Annotated in this window: 15 protein-coding genes and 1 tRNA gene; 11 read left to right on the top strand and 5 right to left on the bottom strand. The window is 65.8% G+C overall.

What is annotated here, in order from left to right; translation table 11 throughout:
* Positions 1 to 4: 4 nt before the first annotated feature.
* From AC1RQC_RS36900 to AC1RQC_RS36920, 5 genes are all read left to right on the top strand, one after another.
* Positions 5 to 1,201 carry an SDR family oxidoreductase gene (locus AC1RQC_RS36900; RefSeq protein WP_492376258.1) on the top strand — a complete coding sequence of 399 codons (1,197 nt, stop codon included), beginning with the start codon at positions 5 to 7 and terminating at the stop codon, positions 1,199 to 1,201.
* Positions 1,183 to 3,600, top strand: a complete 2,418-nt coding sequence (locus tag AC1RQC_RS36905) for a penicillin acylase family protein (protein WP_492886394.1) — start codon at positions 1,183 to 1,185, stop codon at positions 3,598 to 3,600. Before AC1RQC_RS36900 ends, AC1RQC_RS36905 begins: the two co-directional genes overlap by 19 nt.
* A gap of 201 nt (positions 3,601 to 3,801) precedes the next feature.
* A complete protein-coding gene (fusA, locus tag AC1RQC_RS36910) occupies positions 3,802 to 5,910 on the top strand; it encodes an elongation factor G (RefSeq protein WP_416049202.1) in 2,109 nt (702 codons plus the stop codon).
* 75 nt (positions 5,911 to 5,985) lie between these two features.
* Positions 5,986 to 6,267: a hypothetical protein gene (locus AC1RQC_RS36915; RefSeq protein WP_492376256.1), complete on the top strand. Its 282-nt coding sequence runs from the start codon at positions 5,986 to 5,988 to the stop codon at positions 6,265 to 6,267.
* A gap of 216 nt (positions 6,268 to 6,483) precedes the next feature.
* Positions 6,484 to 7,410: a tripartite tricarboxylate transporter substrate binding protein gene (locus AC1RQC_RS36920; protein ID WP_492387193.1), complete on the top strand. Its 927-nt coding sequence runs from the start codon at positions 6,484 to 6,486 to the stop codon at positions 7,408 to 7,410.
* Between the two features lie 154 nt (positions 7,411 to 7,564).
* Here the strand turns inward: AC1RQC_RS36920 and AC1RQC_RS36925 are convergent.
* The 3 genes from AC1RQC_RS36925 to fdxA all read right to left on the bottom strand — a co-directional run bounded on the left by AC1RQC_RS36925 (position 7,565) and on the right by fdxA (position 9,379).
* Positions 7,565 to 7,640, bottom strand: a tRNA-Asn gene (locus AC1RQC_RS36925).
* Positions 7,641 to 7,847: 207 nt separating this feature from the next.
* Entirely contained in the window at positions 7,848 to 8,957 is a 1,110-nt protein-coding gene (locus AC1RQC_RS36930; protein ID WP_150983139.1) for an NAD(P)/FAD-dependent oxidoreductase, read from the bottom strand.
* A 98-nt stretch (positions 8,958 to 9,055) separates the two neighbouring features.
* The gene (gene fdxA, locus AC1RQC_RS36935; RefSeq protein ID WP_043347955.1) at positions 9,056 to 9,379 is read right to left on the bottom strand and encodes a ferredoxin FdxA; all 324 of its coding nucleotides are present in this window, start codon (positions 9,377 to 9,379) and stop codon (positions 9,056 to 9,058) included.
* 353 nt (positions 9,380 to 9,732) lie between these two features.
* On the opposite strand from fdxA, the gene AC1RQC_RS36940 reads away from it, so the two are divergent.
* From AC1RQC_RS36940 to AC1RQC_RS36965, 6 genes are all read left to right on the top strand, one after another.
* Entirely contained in the window at positions 9,733 to 10,266 is a 534-nt protein-coding gene (locus AC1RQC_RS36940; protein WP_492374610.1) for a hypothetical protein, read from the top strand.
* An 89-nt stretch (positions 10,267 to 10,355) separates the two neighbouring features.
* Positions 10,356 to 11,534, top strand: coding sequence for a nicotinate phosphoribosyltransferase (gene pncB, locus AC1RQC_RS36945; RefSeq protein WP_150983141.1), 1,179 nt, complete (start codon positions 10,356 to 10,358; stop codon positions 11,532 to 11,534).
* A 91-nt stretch (positions 11,535 to 11,625) separates the two neighbouring features.
* Entirely contained in the window at positions 11,626 to 12,312 is a 687-nt protein-coding gene (locus AC1RQC_RS36950) for a LutC/YkgG family protein (RefSeq protein ID WP_492374609.1), read from the top strand.
* Between the two features lie 177 nt (positions 12,313 to 12,489).
* Positions 12,490 to 13,932: a sodium:proton antiporter gene (locus AC1RQC_RS36955; RefSeq protein ID WP_492886397.1), complete on the top strand. Its 1,443-nt coding sequence runs from the start codon at positions 12,490 to 12,492 to the stop codon at positions 13,930 to 13,932.
* Between the two features lie 8 nt (positions 13,933 to 13,940).
* Positions 13,941 to 14,939, top strand: a complete 999-nt coding sequence (locus tag AC1RQC_RS36960) for a 2-hydroxyacid dehydrogenase (protein ID WP_492374607.1) — start codon at positions 13,941 to 13,943, stop codon at positions 14,937 to 14,939.
* A gap of 32 nt (positions 14,940 to 14,971) precedes the next feature.
* Positions 14,972 to 16,441, top strand: a complete 1,470-nt coding sequence (locus AC1RQC_RS36965) for a DNA recombination protein RmuC (protein WP_492374606.1) — start codon at positions 14,972 to 14,974, stop codon at positions 16,439 to 16,441.
* Between the two features lie 72 nt (positions 16,442 to 16,513).
* Here the strand turns inward: AC1RQC_RS36965 and AC1RQC_RS36970 are convergent, their stop codons facing one another.
* Both AC1RQC_RS36970 and moeA read right to left on the bottom strand, forming a co-directional pair.
* Entirely contained in the window at positions 16,514 to 16,780 is a 267-nt protein-coding gene (locus AC1RQC_RS36970) for a hypothetical protein (RefSeq protein ID WP_006158586.1), read from the bottom strand.
* Between the two features lie 183 nt (positions 16,781 to 16,963).
* On the bottom strand, positions 16,964 to 18,241 hold the full coding sequence (moeA, locus tag AC1RQC_RS36975) for a molybdopterin molybdotransferase MoeA (RefSeq protein WP_492813817.1): 1,278 nt from the start codon (positions 18,239 to 18,241) through the stop codon (positions 16,964 to 16,966).
* Positions 18,242 to 18,273: the final 32 nt, after the last annotated feature.

Consider the following 18,273-nt stretch of genomic DNA (forward strand, 5'->3'; position numbering starts at 1 on the left):
CGCCATGATGTGGGATTGGCACGCCAGCCTGCCCGCGCAGGATCTCGCCGCCCGTGCGCGTGCCTGCGACACACGCCTGCCCGGCGTCGACTCCCTGCTGCTGACCGGCGCCACCGGCTTTATCGGCGGCAATGTGATGGTGGCCGCCATCAACGCCGGCCTGGCCCGGCGCTTGCTCTGCCTGGTGCGCGGCGTGGATGCCGCAGATGCACTGGCTCGCCTGCGCGAGAACGCCATCCAGTGCGGCCTGTTGCGCAGCCGGGTGGACTGGCTCACCGAGGACAACGTATTGCTTGGCGCGCTGGACAGCGATTTTTCGCCTGCTGCGCAGGCGCGCCTAGCTGGCGTCACCCATGTGATCAACTGCGCCGCGATGGCCTCGTTCTCCGCCGATGCGCAGGTCACGCGCATCAACGTGCAAGATACGTTGCGCTTTGCCTCGCACTTCGCGGGCAGCGCAGCCTTGCAGCGCTTCATTCATGTCGGCACCGCGATGGCTTGCGGCACGCAGCGCGGGCCGAGGATTGCCGAGCGGGATGCCGGCCATGGCGGCACCAGTGATCTCGGCCACCTGGTGCCTTACACGCGCAGCAAGCAGGAGGTGGAGGTGCTGCTGCGCCACAGCTTCCCCGACCTGCCGCTCGTGGTGGCGCGTCCCTCCATCGTGGTGGGGCATACCGTGCTGGGCACGCAGCCCTCGGCCAGCATCTTCTGGCTCTTCCGTATCATCCATCAGTCGCGCCGCTATACCGCGGGCCCGCTTACCCGCATCGACGTGATCGCGGTGGACGACTGCGCGCGGGCGCTGCTGCGGCTCGCGGTGAAGCCCGAACTAGCCTTCGATGCCTACCATCTCTCGGCCGGCGCGCGCGCGCCCACCATCGCGCAGGTGATTGCCGCCATGGACGAGGCGGTCTCGAGCGATGGCGAGCCAGCTTATCGCAGGTGCCCTGCCAGCGAGCTGCCTGCGCTGGCGAGTGACGTGGCACGCAAGGAGCGCAACAGCAACCGGCGCCTGATCGAGCGCGCACTGCGGCTGTACTCGGGCTTTGCCGAGCTTGGCTATGTCTTCGATAACGGGCGCATCCGGGAGGAGATCGATTTCGAGCCCTTGTCGATCACGGACTATGTCAGCGAATGCATGCGCACGTCGCGCGGCGTTGGCATCCTCGAGCAGATGAGTTGGGATTTCAAGTCATGACGGGCATGCGCTCCGCCGTGGCCGCTTGCGTCGACATCGGCCGAGGCATGGTGCTGGCCGGCGGGCTCTGTGCCGTGCTGGCCGCCTGCGGCGGGGACGAGGGCGGGCAGGCACAGGGCGAGCGCTACCGCGCGCAGATTCGCCGCACGAGCTACGGTGTGCCGCATGTGATGGCCAACGATGAAGCGGGCCTGGGTTTCGGCGTGGGCTATGCGCAGGCGGAGGATAGCGTGTGCGTGCTGGCCGACCAGTTCCTGACGGTGGCGGGCGAGCGCGCGCGCTACCTGGGCGGCAGCGCAATGGCTGACCCGGACCGGCTCTTCGACAACCGCGGCTCCGATTTCTTCTACGCGCAGCTCAACCAGGCCAGCGCGCTTGACGACGCGTGGCGCGCGCAGCCGCCCGAAGTGCGCCAGTTGCTCAAGGGCTATGCGGCGGGCTACAACCGCTTCCTGAAGGATGCCGGCCGGCTGGCGTTGCCTCAGGCCTGCCGCAACGCGCCGTGGGTGCGGGATATCACCGAGCGCGATCTGTTGCGCCTGATGCGCTTCTACACCTCGCTGGACGGCGTGGTGGCTTTCGCCCCATGGTTGGTGGCTGCCGAGCCGCCGCGCGCCGATGCAGCGCCCGAGCCGGCGCGCCGTGCGCGGGTCGCGCTCGCGCAAGCGGCGGTGGCAGGGCGCGCGAGCGCCTATCGGACCGGCAGCAACGGCGTGGCCCTGGGCCGCGATGCTACCGAGAATGGCCAGGGCATGCTGCTGGGCAATCCCCACTTTCCCTGGCAGGGCATTACGCGCATGGTGCAGCTGCATCTCACGCTGCCGGGCCGCATGGATGTGATGGGCGCCACGCTGCCGGGCATCCCGCTGGTTGGCATCGGCTTCACGCGCGAGTTTGCCTGGACCCACACCACGACGTCCTCCGCGCATGAAACCTTGTTCGAGCTGGAGCTCGATCCGGCCGATCCCACGCGCTACCGCGTGGGCGGCGCCTACCGGCCGATGCGGCGCCAGCTGGTGACGATCGACGTGCGGCGCGCCGACGGCACCATCGTGCAAGAGTCGCACACGTTCTACTTAAGCGATTTCGGCATGGTGCTGGCGCTGCCGGACATCGTGCCAGGTTACGGCTGGACCACGGCCAAGGCCTACGCCTTGCGCGATGCCAATATCGAGAATCATCGGATGCTGGCCCAGTGGCATGCGATGAACAGTGCGCGTTCGCTGCGACAGCTCAGGGAGTCGGTCGAGCGTGTCCTGGGCAATCCGTGGAACAACACCATCGCGGTGGACAGCGGCGGCACGGCATTGTTCATGGCGGCAACGCCGGTGCCGAATGTCAGCGAGGCTCAGCTTGCCCAATGCGGGCGAGGCACGGCGGCAGGCAGGTTTGTGCTGCGCGGCACGCAGTTGTGCCATTGGGGCGATTATCCAGACACCCCGCAACGCGGCATCGTTGACGCCGCGCATCTGCCGGCCATCGAGCGCCACGACTACGTGCAGAACGCGAACGACAGCGCCTGGCTGACCCAGCCGGCCGCGCCGATCACCGGGTACTCGCCACTGGTGAGCCAGTCCGGCTATCCGCAAGGCGGGCGTACGCGCATTGGCATCGCGCAGCTGGAAGCCCGGCTCGCTGGCAGCGATGGCCTGCCGGGGCGCCGCATGACGCAGGCGCAGCTCAAGGACATGACCCTCAGCAATCGTGTGTACTTCGCGGAGCAGGTGATGGACGACGTGCTCGCGCTGTGCCGCACCACGCCGGTAGCGCAGACGCGCGATGGCGTGCCGGTCAGGCTGGGCGCCGCTTGCGAACGCCTGGCGCAATGGGACCGGAAGGCCGAGCTGGGCAGCAACATCGGCTATCTCTACTTCGAGAAATTCTTCGCAGCCATCAGCACGCAGCCCTCGGTCTGGGCCGTGCCATTCGATGCGCGCGACCCGGCCCGCACGCCGCGCGGCCTGAAGCTGGGCGATGCCGCCGTCGCGGGGCAGCTGCGGCGGGCGCTGGCCGACGCGGTGCATGCGGTGGATAGCACTGGCATGCGGCCCGATATCACCTGGGGCGAGGTGCAGGGCGCACAGCGCGGCACGCGCAGGGTTCCGATCCATGGTGGCGCCGATGCGCTGGGTGTCTACAACATGATGGAAACCCGGGATCTGCCCGATGGCAAGCGCGAGGTCGTGCATGGCACCAGTTACCTGCAAGTGGTGTCGTTCAGCGTTGCGGGGCCGCATGCCGAAGCGTTCCTTGCCTATTCGCAGTCGTCGGACCCGGCGTCGCCGCATGCAGCCGACCAGACCGAGCGTTTTTCCGGCAAGCGCTGGATTGCCTTGCCATTTACCGACGCGCAGATTAACGCCGACCCTGGCTTCAGCGAGAGGCAGATCGCGCAATGAAGGGGCCCTTGGTCGCGGTGCGCTTGCTCGCCTGGTACTAGCGTTGACGTGATGCTGGCGTTACTTTCCGCCGGCGCGCGAGCTAGGGTGAGGTAGGCCGGCACTGGCCGTGCCGGCCCGGCGAGCCGCGCGTGGCGTACCTTACGATGCGGCGCCTGTAGAAGTGTTACTCTTTTGAGTGATGCCTACCAGGAGATCACCGTGAGCCGCAAAACCCCCATCGAGCGCTATCGGAACATCGGTATCAGCGCGCACATCGACGCTGGCAAGACCACCACCACCGAACGCATCCTCTTCTACACCGGGGTCAACCACAAGATCGGCGAAGTCCACGACGGCGCAGCCACCATGGATTGGATGGAGCAGGAGCAGGAGCGCGGCATCACCATCACCTCGGCCGCCACCACGGCGTTCTGGAAGGGGATGGCCGGCAATTATCCTGAACATCGCATCAATATCATCGACACCCCCGGGCACGTGGATTTCACGATCGAGGTGGAGCGCTCGATGCGCGTGCTCGATGGTGCCTGCATGGTCTATGACGCGGTGGGCGGCGTGCAGCCGCAGTCGGAAACGGTCTGGCGCCAGGCCAACAAATACAAGGTGCCGCGCATCGCCTTTGTCAACAAGATGGACCGCGTCGGCGCGGACTTCTTCCGGGTGCGCTCGCAGATTGCCGAGCGGCTCAAGGGCACGCCGGTGCCGGTCCAGATACCGATCGGCGCCGAGGAAGGCTTCCAGGGGGTGATCGACCTGGTCAAGATGAAGGCGACCGTCTGGGACGACACCAGCCAGGGGCTGCACTTCGAATATCGCGAGGTGCCGCCCGAACTGCTGGAACTGGCCAAGGAATGGCGCGAGAAGATGGTCGAGGCCGCGGCGGAAGCCAGCGATGAGCTGCTGCACAAGTACCTCGGCGGCGAGCTGCTGACGGAGGACGAGATCAGGGCCGCGCTGCGCAAGCGCACCGTTGCCAACGAGATCGTACCGATGCTGTGCGGCAGCGCGTTCAAGAACAAGGGCGTGCAGACGCTGCTCGATGCGGTGATCGACTACCTGCCGTCGCCGGCGGACGTGCCCGCGATTCTCGGCCATACCGAGGACGACAAGGAGGCTGAGCGCCATCCCAATGACGACGAGCCGTTCTCCGCGCTGGCCTTCAAGATCATGACCGACCCCTTCGTCGGGCAGTTGATCTTCTTCCGCGTCTACTCGGGCGTGGTGAACTCCGGCGACACGGTCTACAACCCGGTCAAGGAAAAGAAGGAGCGGCTGGGGCGGATCCTGCAGATGCACGCCAATGTGCGCAGCGAAATCAAGGAAGTGCGCGCTGGCGACATTGCTGCGGCGGTAGGGCTGAAAGAGGCCACCACCGGTGACACGCTATGCGATCCCGATCATGTGATCATCCTCGAACGCATGAGCTTCCCGGACCCGGTGATCTCGCAGGCGGTCGAGCCCAAGACCAAGGCCGACCAGGAGAAGATGGGCCTGGCGCTGAATCGCCTGGCGCAGGAAGACCCTTCGTTCCGCGTGCATACCGACGAGGAGTCGGGCCAGACCATTATCTCTGGCATGGGCGAGCTTCACCTGGAAATCCTGGTCGATCGCATGCGCCGCGAGTTTGGTGTGGAGGCCTCGGTCGGCAAGCCGCAGGTGGCTTACCGCGAGACCATCAAGCAGGGGGTGAAGGACATCGAAGGCAAGTTCGTCAAGCAGTCCGGTGGGCGCGGCCAGTACGGCCACGTGGTGCTCGATCTGGCGCCGCAGGCGCCGGGCAAGGGCTATGAGTTCGTCGATGCCATCAAGGGCGGCGTGGTGCCGCGCGAGTTCATTCCCGCCGTGGACAAGGGCATCCGCGAAACGCTGGCGTCGGGCGTGCTGGCCGGCTACCCGGTGGTGGACGTCAAGGCCACGCTGGTGTTCGGCTCCTATCACGATGTCGACTCCAACGAGAATGCCTTCCGCATGGCCGGCTCGATGGCGTTCAAGGAGGGCATGCGCCGCGCCAAGCCGATCCTGCTCGAGCCGATGATGGCAGTGGAGGTCGAAACGCCCGAGGAATTCACTGGCAACGTGATGGGCGACCTGTCATCGCGCCGGGGCATCGTGCACGGCATGGAGGACATCGCGGGCGGAGGCGGCAAGTCGGTGCGCGCAGAAGTGCCGCTGGCCACCATGTTCGGCTACTCGACCTCGCTGCGGTCCCTGACCCAGGGCCGCGCCACCTACACCATGGAGTTCAAGCACTACACGGAAGCCCCGGCGAGCGTGGCCGAGGCAGTCATCAACAGCCGGCACACGCGCTAGCGCGCATGGAATGGCCGGGCAGGGAAATGGCGCCGCGCGCCACGCGGCGCCGCTTCGACTTGACGGGAGAGTGCAATGGCCAAGCATCCGTTTTCCCAATTCCCCGAGGACGAACAACGAGAAGTCGTGGCCCTGTGCACGCGGCTCGGCTTTGTGCCGGGGGACTTCGAGATCTCCGACGAAGGCTTCCAGCCCGATGACGGCGACCCGGCGCAACGCCAGGTCAGCGTGCGGCGCCCCGCAATGGACGCGCAGAGCGCCTATGATGCGAGCGAAGGGGCCGGCTGGATCGAGGAGTTCGAGAGCGATCTCGAGTGCGGCCTGTTCGGGCAACCTTCAAGGCAGGCGCCAGCCTAGTGTCCACGCATCGGCGCGGCGTCCTGCCGCGCCACGAAAATAATTTGGAGATAATCTATGCAGCAGGGTTTGCCGGCTGGCGTGTCAGCGCTTGTGCGTTCTTTCTGGCCATCTTTTTCGTCTGCCTGCCCGTCGGGTTTTGCCTCATCGTCCCCGGCCGTGCATGCCGGCAGGCGCAGGCAACTTGCCGCATGGCTCGCCACCGCGCTCCTTGGCCTGCCGGCGTTGGTCGCGGCACAGGCCGTGGATAGCTATCCCTCCAAGCCGATTCGCGTCGTGGTGCCTTATTCGGCGGGCGGCGGCGCGGACAACGCGGCGCGCGTCATCACCGCTCAGATGAGCGTGCTGCTCAAGCAGCAGGTGGTGATCGACAACAAGCCGGGCGCCAGCGGCACCATCGGCGCCGCGGCGGTCGCGCAGGCGCCGGCCGATGGCTATGTGGTGCTGTACGACGCGTCCACTTTCGTTGTCAATCCGGCGCTGCGCAAGCTGCCGTTCGATGCGGCCAAGGATTTCCTGCCGGTCTCGCTGGCGGTCACGGCGCCCAATATCCTGGTGGTGCCGCCCAACGCCCCCTACAAGACGGTTGGCGAGTTCCTCGGCTACGCACGTCAGCATCCCGGCAAGACAACCTACGCGTCGTACGGTCCCGGCAGCCCCGCTCACATGGTTGGAGAACTGCTCAAGAGCCAGGCCAAGGTCGACCTGCTGCATGTGCCGTACAAAGGCGGCGCGCCGGCGCTGACCGACGTGATGGGCGGACAGGTCGATGCCTACTTCGCCAACGCGGCGTCGGGCTTGCCCTATGTGAAGGCCGGCAAGCTGCGGGCGCTGGCCGTGACTTGCGCCAAGCGCATGCCGGCGTTGCCCGACGTGCCGACGTTGGTGGAAAGCGGGCTGGCGGGCTTCGACGTGCTGGAGTGGAATGGTTTCTTCGTGCCCAAGGGCACGCCGCCGCAGGTGGTGGAGCGGCTGGCGTCGGCCGTGCAGGCCGCGGTCAGCGATCCCAAGGTTCATGCCCGGTTGCTGGATCTTGGTGTGGTGCCGGTCGGCAGCGGTCCACAGGCCTTCGGGCAATTCCTGCAAACCGAGCTGACGCGCTGGGCGCGGCTGGTCAAGCAGAACGGCATTGCGATCGAGTAGGGGGGCTGGGCGGGCGGGATGTGGCTGCGGGGCTTGGACCCGCAGCGGTTCCGCGGCCGGGCGCGGCGTTACGATGCCGAAGCACGATGCATCGAAGAAGGTAGACGTACAAATGGAAAAGGCCCGCAATTTCTTGCGGGCCCTTCACATTCTTTGGCTCCCCGAGCTGGGCTCGAACCAGCGACCTGCGGATTAACAGTCCGTCGCTCTACCAACTGAGCTATCAGGGAACAGCTGAGAAAAGGATTGTAACCAGTTTCTCGTTTATCCGTCAACACCTGCGCTGTAATTTCTTACTGCCGGTACTGCGGAACTTCTGGTTCCGCCCCGATGTTCCGAGGCAGGGCCGCATTATAGAAGGTCTTTCAGGTCTTTGCCATAAAAAAACCGCCCCGAAGGGCGATTTTTTTCCACGCGCTGAGTCAGGCGCGCCAGGTTCAGTCGAACACCGGCGAATCGACACCGAGGATCTTGTGCAGCTTTGGCGAGGTGGTCGTGTACTGCATGTGGATCTTCTTCTCGGGGAAGATGTAGGGCGCGGCGCCGAAGGCAGCCAGCGCGGCTTCATGGAAGCCCGAGAGGATCAGCTTCTTCTTGCCGGGGTAGGTGTTGATGTCACCCACCGCGAAGATGCCCGGGATGTTGGTCTCGAACTTCTCCGTGTCCACCTTGATCTGCTTGCGCTCCAGGTCCAGGCCCCATTCGGCGATCGGGCCCAGCTTGGGCGACAGGCCGAAGAACACCAGCAGGTCGTCGAGCGGCAGGCGGCGGGTCACGCCGTCGGCGCCCGTCACCTTGATCTCCGTGAGCAGGCCGTCCTTTTCCTCATAGCCGCTGATTTGGCCCACCAGGAACTGCATCTCCATCTGCTCGCACAAGTCCTTCATCTTGGCGACCGATGCCGGCGCGGCGCGGAAGCCGTCGCGGCGATGGATCATCACCACCGATTCGGCCTTGCCGACCAGGTCCAGCGTCCAGTCGAGCGCGGAGTCGCCACCACCGACCACGACCAGGTTGCGGCCGTGGAAGCGGCTCGGATCCTTGACGCGGTAGAACAGCTGCTTGCCGTCGAACTTGTCGATGCCGTCCACCTTGACCGTGCGTGGCTGGAATGAACCCACGCCGGCGGCGATGAAGATGGTCTTGGTGATGAAGCGGGTGCCGAGCGAGGTTTCGACGAAGAAGCGGCCATCTTCGCGGCGCTCCACCACGGCCACTTCCTGGCCCAGGTGGAAGGTCGGCTCGAACGGCTCGATCTGCTTGAGCAGGTTGTCCGTCAGTTCCTGGCCGGTGCAGATGGGCACGGCTGGGATGTCGTAGATGGGCTTGTCCGGATAGAGCTCCACGCACTGGCCGCCAACCACCTTGAGGGAGTCGATCACGTGCGCCTTGATTTCGAGCAGGCCCAGTTCGAAGACCTGGAAGAGTCCGACCGGACCGGCACCGACGATCAGCGCGTCGATTTCCAGCGGGTGACCGCCGCCAGCGTTGCCGGCGGCAACGTGGTTGGTGGCGTCGGCAACGGGGTTAGGGATGCTCAAGTCCATATTCGTCCTGATACGTTGTGGGCACAGGCGTGCCCGGCATTACGGGAAAGCGCGTGGGTGGGGACGGCTTTCTGACCTGTCTTTTGGCGTTGCAGGTATCAGCGTTGCAGGTACTGCAGCTTCTCGGCCGTGTCCTTCCATTCCTCGGCTTCGGCCAGCGGGGCCTTGGTCTTGGTGATGGAGGGCCAGTTGCGTGCCAGTTCGGCGTTCAGGTCGATGAACTGTTGCTGGTCGCCCGGCACGTCTTCCTCGGCGTAGATCGCGTTGACCGGGCATTCCGCCACGCACACCGCGCAATCGATACACTCATCCGGGTCGATGGCGAGGAAGTTGGGGCCTTCGCGGAAACAATCGACCGGACACACGTCAACGCAGTCGGTATAGCGGCAACGGATGCAGGATTCGGTGACAACGTGAGTCATTTCGGTTCCAGAAAAACGGGATCGGCTTCGATGGGAATGGATTTGGCCTGTTGTGCCTTGCTCATCACGCCGGTGCGGACCCAACCCAGAGTTCACCGGGTTCACCATACGCGGCGCGAGCGAAGGCCGTGGCCTATCAAAGACCGATATTGTAGCTGAGCCATAACGCTAGGGTAGTCGCTCTATATAGCCAGATCAGATAGTTTTCTTATTTCTTTATGTGCATTTGATCCAAGACAGTTGGCGTCACGCCTGCCGATGTGCTTTTCTGGCCGGTGCGGCGTTGCCGTTGTATGCTGCCTGAGCTTGCCTGCGCGGTATTGCCGCGTGCCTAACCGAGTGAGGAGTGCTCCATGCCAAGACCAGTCCGGGAGTCGCCGCGCAACTGCCGTTTCAGCCAGGCGGTGAGCGCGTTGCTATGCCTGGCGGCGCTGGCCATGCCTGCCGCGCATGCGCAGACCCTGGCCAAGGCCGGACCGCCGGACAGCGTGGTGGCCCGCCTGATGGCCTGGCGCATGATGAGCGACAGGCCGGTATCGCTGAGTGCGCTGGCACTCTTCGACTGGGATGATTTCGGCGTGGTGGTCGAGGCGGCGGGGGAGGGCATGGCCAACTGCGGCCAGGCCGGCTTCCTGCCATGCGACGCCAGCCTGCAGCCCGAACGCGGCGCGCCGGTGCAGGTGCTGGTGTTCCGTCGCGGCACGCAGCGGGTCTACCAGGAGCGCATCACGGCCCGTTCGGCAACCTTCGCCGAACCGCTGCCCGCCGAAGTGCCCCGGGCGCAGGCCACGCTGGTTGGCTGCCCTGGCTATCGCGGGCAGGTCCTGTGGTGCCTGCGCGGCAGCGCGCGGGGCCGCCAGCCTGATCCTTTCCTCGATGGCGCATGAGGCCGGCGTGGCCGATGCGGCTCCATAGCTTGAGCGCCGCGCTTTCGGGTAGCATGGCGCTCTGACCCGGCACTGCCGTTTGGCCCGACATGATCATTACCTCATTGCTCGACACCGACCTGTACAAGTTCACCATGATGCAGGTGGTGCTGCATCACTTCCCGGCGGCACAGGTCGAATACCGCTTCAAATGCCGTAACGCGGGGGTCGACCTGACGCCCTACGTGGACGAGATCCGCGAAGAAGTGGCGCAGCTCTGCCAGGTCCGCTTTACGCCGGACGAGCTGCAATACCTGCGCGAGCTACGCTTTATCAAGAGCGATTTCGTCGACTTCCTCGGCCTGTTCCACCTCAACGAGAAATACGTGACGATCGCGCCGGCCGCTCCCGGCAGCGGCGAGATCGAGATCACCATCCGCGGGCCGTGGCTGCATACCATCCTGTTCGAGGTGCCGTTGCTGGCCATCGTCAACGAGGTCTATTTCCGCCGCACCCAGCCGCAACCTGACTGGAGCGAGGGGCGCAAGCGCCTGGAAGACAAACTGGCCTTGCTGAAGATGCCTGCCCACGCGGACTGCGTGATCGCCGACTACGGCTCGCGTCGCCGCTTTTCGCGCGACTGGCAGGAGGAGGTGTTGCGGACCATGCGCCGGGTACTCGGCCCGCAACTGGCCGGCACCAGCAATGTGCATTTCGCGCGCACGCATAACCTGGTTCCGCTCGGCACCATGGCGCATGAATACCTGCAGGCCTGCCAGGCCCTGGGGCCGCGGCTGCGCGACTCGCAGGTGTTCGCGCTGGAAGTCTGGGCCAAGGAATACCGAGGCGATCTCGGCATTGCCTTGTCCGACACCTATGGCTTCGACGCCTTCCTGCGCGATTTCGACCTGTACTTCTGCAAGCTGTTCGACGGCGTGCGGCACGATTCCGGCGACCCCATCGCCTGGGGCGAACGCATGCTGGCGCACTACGCCGCCAGCCGCGTCGACCCGTTGGGCAAGACGCTGATCTTCAGCGACAGCCTCGACATCCCGCGCGTGATCGAGCTGTACGAGCGCTTTGGCGGGCGCTGCCGGCTTGCCTTTGGCGTGGGCACCAACCTGACCAACGATCTGGGCTACACGCCGCTGCAGATTGTCATCAAGATGACCCGCTGCAATGGCCAGCCAGTGGCCAAGCTGTCGGACACGCCCGAGAAGACCATGTGCGACGATCCCGCCTACCTGGCGTACCTGCGGCAGGTGTTCGGCATCAAGGCGCCGGCGTAGCGCTCGAGTTCGATGCAGGCGCGCCGTTGCTGCAGCCCACAGATCCCTAAGCCACTAAGTCACGAAGCCTCCAACCTCCGGAAACCGACTCATGGATACCACCTCCGCCCGCGATCGCATCTTTGCCCGCATCCGCGCCGCCCAGGGCCGCGCGCCCGGGGTGAGCAACGGCGAGCGCGCGGCGGTGGCCGACTATCTCGCGCGCCATCCCGCCGGGCCCCGTCCGCCGGCGCCGGTGGACCGGATCCAGGCCTTCCACGAACAGGCGCAGAAAATGGCCTCCACGGTGGAGCGGGTGGCCACGATGGCCGATGTGCCAGCCGCGGCCGCGCGCTACCTGGACAGCCTTGGCCTGGCGCGCCGCGCCGTGGCCTGGGATACCCTGGCGGCACTGGACTGGCAAGGGCAGGGCTTGATCGTGGAGTGCCGCCCGCCCATCCGCGACGCGCAGGCCGATCACGACCATGGCGACATGGTCGGCATCACGGGCTGCTTTTGCGCGATCGCCGAGACCGGCTCGCTGATGCTGCTGTCCGGCCCGCAGACCTTCGCTTCGGCGGCGCTGCTGCCGGAGACGCATATCGCGGTGGTGCCGGTCTCGCGCATCGTCGATGGCCTGGAGGACGCCTTCGCGCTGGTGCGCAGCGAGCGCGGGGAGCTGCCCCGTGCTACCAATACCATCAGCGGACCCTCGCGCACCGGCGACATCGAGCAGACCATCGTGCTCGGCGCGCACGGCCCTTACCGCGTGCACGTGATCCTCGTCGAGCAGGACTGAGCGCGGTAGTCCAGGGCGTCCGGAATCGGCGGCGCCGCGCGGCGATTGCTTTACACTTGAGGGTCTCGCCGCGCGCCTGCGGCCCGCTTGCCGGGCCATTCGGGCTCGTGCGCTTTCTCCGCTCGCGGCCGCCATCAGGCCCGGGTGACGCAATCCGATACAAGGAGATCCCGCCCGATGCGACGTGCCCCCGCACTGCTGTCCCTGCTGGCCCCGCTGTTGTTCACCCTGCTGTTCACGCTGGCGCCGAGCCTGGCTCATGCCGCCGATCTCGATGGCGCCACGCTGTCGCCAATGTGGGCGTTGCCCTTCGCCGGCACCTTGCTGTCGATCGCGCTGTTCCCGTTGATCGCGCCGCGCTTCTGGCATCACCACTACGGCAAGATCATCGCAGCCTGGGCAGTGCTGTTCCTGGTACCGTTCGCGCAGGCCTTCGGCATGCATGCCGCCGCCGCCAATGCCGTGCACGCGCTGCTGTCGGAGTACATCCCCTTTATCGCGCTGATCGCCGCACTCTATATCGTGGCCGGCGGCATCTGCGTGCGTGGCAACCTGCATGGCACGCCGCGCCTGAATACCGGCCTGCTTGCACTCGGCACGGTGCTGGCCAGCCTGATGGGCACCACCGGCGCCGCCATGCTGCTGATCCGGCCGCTGCTGCGCGCCAACGACAACCGCAGGCATGTGGCGCACGTGGTGGTGTTCTTTATTTTCCTGGCGGCCAATGCGGGTGGCGCGCTGACGCCGCTGGGCGATCCGCCGCTGTTCCTGGGTTTCCTGAAAGGCGTGGATTTTTTCTGGACCCTGCGCAACATCCTGCCCGAGACGCTGTTCATCTGCATCGCGCTGCTGGTGATTTTCTATTTCGTCGATCGCTACTACTACCTGAACAAGGAAGAAGAGTTGCCACAGGCAGCGGACCCCACGCCCGATTCCGCGGGCATCCGCATTGAAGGCAAGCGTAATTTCGTGCTGCTGCTGGCGGTGGTGGGCCTGGTGCTGATGAGCGGACTGTGGAAGCCCGGCATCGAATTCAACGTGATGGGCACCATGGTCGGCCTGCCGGCGGCGGTGCGCGATGTGTTGCTGGTGGTGGTGGCGCTCGTGTCCCTGGCAATCACGCCGGGCACGGCGCGCACGGGCAACGAGTTCAACTGGGAACCGATCCTGGAAGTCGGCAAGCTGTTCGCCGGCATCTTCCTCACCATCATTCCCGTGATCGCCATGCTCAAGGCCGGTACCGACGGCGCCTTCGCCAGCGTGATCCGCATGGTCAGCGATAGCGGCGGCCAGCCCATCGACAGCATGTACTTCTGGGCCACGGGCATTCTTTCGTCTTTCCTGGACAATGCGCCGACCTACCTGGTGTTCTTCAACACCGCGGGCGGCGATCCCGCCACGCTGATGACGCGCGATGCCTCAACGCTCGCGGCCATCTCGGCCGGCGCCGTGTTCATGGGCGCCAATACCTATATCGGCAACGCGCCCAACCTGATGGTCAAGGCAATTGCCGAAAGCCGCGGCGTGCGCATGCCCAGCTTCTTCGGCTACATGCTGTGGTCGATCTGCGTGCTGGTGCCGCTGTTCCTGGTGATGACCTTTATCTTCTTCCGCGTGTGAGTGTGAGCATGACCAAGCCTTCCGTTCTCGTGACCCGCGCCGTCTTTCCCGAAGTGATCGAACGGCTCGCGCAGTACTTCGACGTCGACGACAACCAGCCGGACGTGGCGCTGGATGGCGCCGCGCTCAAGGCGCGCCTCGCCGGCAAGGCCGGTGTCCTGGCCAATGCCGCGGACCGCATCGATGCCGGCCTGGTGGCCGGGTTGCCGGCCTTGCGCGCGGTCTGCAACATGGCGGTGGGGTACAACAACCTCGATGTGCCGGCGTTGACCGCCGCCGGGATCGTGGCCACCAATACGCCCGATGTGCTGACCGAGACCACGGCCGATTTCGGCTGGGCCTTGCTGATGGCGACCGCGCGCCGTGTGACCGAGTCCGAGCATTGGCTGCGCGCTGGCAAGTGGGAGCGGTGGAGCTACGACATGTTCCTCGGCATGGACCTGTACCGCAGCACGCTTGGCATCCTTGGCATGGGCCGCATCGGCCAGGCCCTGGCACGCCGCGCTGCGGGGTTTGGCATGTCGGTGCTCTATCACAACCGCAGCCGTTTGCCCGAGGACACCGAGCGCGCGCTAAACGCGCGCTATGTCAGCAAGGCCGAGCTGCTGGCACAGTCCGATCATGTGCTGCTGGTGCTGCCGTATAGCGCGCAGAGCCATCACAGTATCGGCGCCGCCGAGCTGGCGCAGATGAAGCCGTCGGCCACGCTGGTCAACCTGGCGCGCGGCGGTGTGGTCGACGACGCTGCGCTGGCCCGGGCGCTGCGCGAACGGCGCATCTTTGCTGCCGGGCTCGACGTATTCGAGGCAGAGCCACAGGTCCATCCCGACCTGCTGACGGTGCCCAACGTGGTGCTGACCCCGCATATCGCCAGTGCCTCGGAGAAGACCCGCCGCGCCATGGCGGATCTGGCCGCTGACAACCTGATCGCCGCGCTCGGCGTGGGACCGCAGGCAGGGCAACCGCCTTCCGTGATCAATCCCGAAGTGATGGCGCGCCGCCGCTGATCCTCTCGCTGCCAATACCTGCCAACCTATTCATGACTTTGATTTCCCTGTTGACCCTGGTCCTTGCACTGGCTGCCGTACTGCTGCTGGTGGTGTTGCTGCTGCGGCCGCGCGTTGCACAGGACGGCGCCGGCCCGGAGCTGCTGCGCCAGCTCGCCGATCTGCGCGCCGAAGGCGCGCGCGGCAATGAGCGCCTGGAGCGTGAGCTGCGCACCGAGGTCACTGAGAGCGCGCGCGTTGGCCGTGGCGAAGCCGGCCAGCAGATGATGCGTTTCCAGCAGGCTCTGTCCTCGCAGCTCACCAGCATCGCCACGCTGCAGAACAACCAGATCGACATGTTCGCGCAGCAGCTTGCCAAGCTGACCGAGTCCAACGCCCAGCAGCTCGAGCAGGTCCGGCAGAACCTGCTGCAACAAGGCCAGCAGGCGCGCGACGAGCAAGGCAGCGCGTTGCGCCGATTTGGCGACGGGCTGCAGCAGCAACTGGCGCAGATGTCCGAGGGCAACGAGCGCCGCCTGGGCGAAGTGCGCGCCACGCTTGAGCAACGGCTCAAGGAGATCGAGGTCAACAACGCGGCCAAGCTCGAGGAGATGCGCCGCACCGTCGACGAGAAGCTGCACGCCACGCTGGAGCAGCGGCTGGGCGAGTCCTTCAAGCTGGTCTCGGACCGGCTCGAGCAGGTGCACCGGGGCCTTGGCGAAATGCAGGCGCTGGCCCAGGGCGTGGGCGACCTCAAGCGGGTGCTGACCAACGTCAAGTCGCGCGGGACATGGGGCGAAGTGCAGCTGGAGATGCTGCTAGAGCAGGTGCTAACCGCCGAGCAGTACGCCAAGAACGTGGAGACGGTGCGCAATACCGGTGCGCGCGTGGAGTTTGCGATTCGCCTGCCGGGCAAGGACGCTGCCGGCGGGCAGGTGTGGCTGCCCATTGATGCCAAGTTCCCGAAGGAACAGTACGAGCGCCTGCTCGACGCGCAGGAGCGCGGCGATGTCGATGGCGTGGCGCTGGCCGGGCGCGAACTGGAAGCCGCGATCAAGCGCGAGGCTCAGACGATCTCCGAGAAATATGTGTCGCCGCCGGCGACGACGGACTTCGCCATCCTCTTTCTCCCCACCGAGGGGTTGTATGCCGAAGTCTTGCGGCGCCCGGGGCTGGCCGACCTGCTGCAACGCAATTTCCGCGTCACGGTAGCCGGGCCGACCACGCTGGCCGCGTTGCTTAACAGTTTGCAGATGGGGTTTCGCACCCTGGCGCTGGAGCGCCGCTCAAGCGAAGTCTGGGAGGTGCTGGGCGCGGTCAAGACCGAGTTCGGCAAGTTCGGCGATGTGCTGGCCAAGACCCGCGATACGCTGGAACGCGCTGCCCGCAACATTGAGCAGGCCGAGGTGCGTACGCGCCAGATGGAGCGCAAGCTGCGCACCGTGGAAGCGCTGCCGGGCGAGAACGCGCAGGAACTGCTTGGCCTGGCCGCTGTGGTGGATGACGAGACCGCAGGCGGTTGAGGGGCAAAGAACGCTGGGCAAAAAAAAGCGCATCGATTCGATGCGCTTTTTACATTCCGGCGGCTGGCCGTTTCAGGACAAGTCGCGGATTGTCACCTCGATGCCGCCAAAACGCGCTGCCACCCAGTTGTAGGCCTTGCAGGCCAGCCACAGCAGGCCGAAACCGATCAGCGCATTGAGAATCAGTGCCGTGAAGACAGTGATCCCGGGCAGGTCGCCATAGCGGATAAAGGCCACGAACAGCCCCAGCGAGACGATGGGTACCGAAAAGCACAGGTACACGAGCACGAGCGCGCGGGCGGTTTTGACCGGGTGGAGGTACGCAATCTCCTGATTCATGACAGCTTGGGCAGTAAGCAAAGTAATGTTGCGCAAGTGTATCCAATGGGGGAGGCGGCGCATAGTCCGGCACTCGCGGGGTACGGAAAACCGCCGATCTGCTTGCTAAACCCCGGCAAAACTGCTGCGCAAAAACGACACAAAGGTGCAGCCGGCGTACCGTGGCGGGCTTTCTGCCAGCGCTTACATCAGCCCGTCGAACAGCATGACTTCAACCTCGTCGCCGGCGGCGACCATGCCCTGTTCGTGCCCGAGCACGATGAAGCAATTGGCCTCGCTCATCGAGCGCAGCACGCCCGAGCCCTGCTGCCCGGTGATGCTAACCTGCCAGCCGCCCTCCGGGGCAGGCGCCAGGATGCCGCGCTGGTACTCGGTGCGGCCAGGTTTCTTGCGGATCGCCTGGGCGCTGCGCACGCGCATCAGCGGCAGGGGCGCCACCTTGGCGCCCATCTGGCGGTGCAGGGCAGCCCGCACGAAATGATAGAACGTCACCATCACCGCCACGGGGTTGCCCGGCAGGCCGAATAGCAGCGCTTCGCGGCCGTGGGAAGCGATGCGGCCGAAGGCCATGGGCCGGCCGGGGCGCATGGCGATTTTCCAGAAGGTCACATCGCCAAGCTGGGCCATGATCTGCTTGGTGTAGTCGGCTTCTCCCACCGAGACACCGCCCGAGGTGATGACCGCGTCGGCGTTTTCGCACGCGCTGCGCAACGCCGCTTCGAGCGCGGCGGGATCATCGTGCACCACGCCCATGTCGATCAGTTCCACGTTCAGCCGCCGCAGCATGCCGTGCAGCGTGTAGCGGTTTGAGTCGTAGACGCAGCCCGCATCGAGCGGCTCGCCAATGGAGCGCAGTTCGTCCCCGGTGGAGAAGAACGCCACGCGCAGGCGGCGCCGCACCTTGACTTCGGCCACGCCCAGCGACGCCAGCAGCCCAAGGTCGGCCGGCTGCAGGATGCGCCCGGCGGCCAGTGCCGGCTGGCCGATGGCGAGGTCTTCGCCCCGCAGGCGGCGGTTGTCGCCGGCTCGTACCGCCTTGGCATCAAAGCGAATCAGCTCGCCCTCGACATCGACGAATTCCTGTGGAATCACGGTGTCGCAGCCGGACGGCATGATGGCGCCCGTCATGATGCGCGCCGCCTGCCCGCGCGCAACCGCTTGCTCGCAGGCAGCGCCGGCGAAGGCGCTGCCGACCACAGCCAGGGTCACGTTGCCGCCCGCGGCCAACTCGCTGCTGGCGAACGCATAGCCGTCCATGGCGGAGTTGTCGTGCGCAGGCACGTCCAGCATGGAGATGACGTCTTCGGCCAGCACGCGGTCGAGCGCGGTGCGCAGGGCGACCTGCTCGGTGCCCCTCACGGGCTCGACCACCTCGCCGATGATCTGGTTGGCCTGCGCCACCGGCAATGCACCGGGATCGTAGTCGGACAGGCAGGAAATGACGGATTGTAGTGATGGCATGGACCGTTCCCGGGGCAGCGGCCTGGCTTGGG

This window comes from Cupriavidus sp. GW822-FHT03E04, assembly GCF_058801495.1.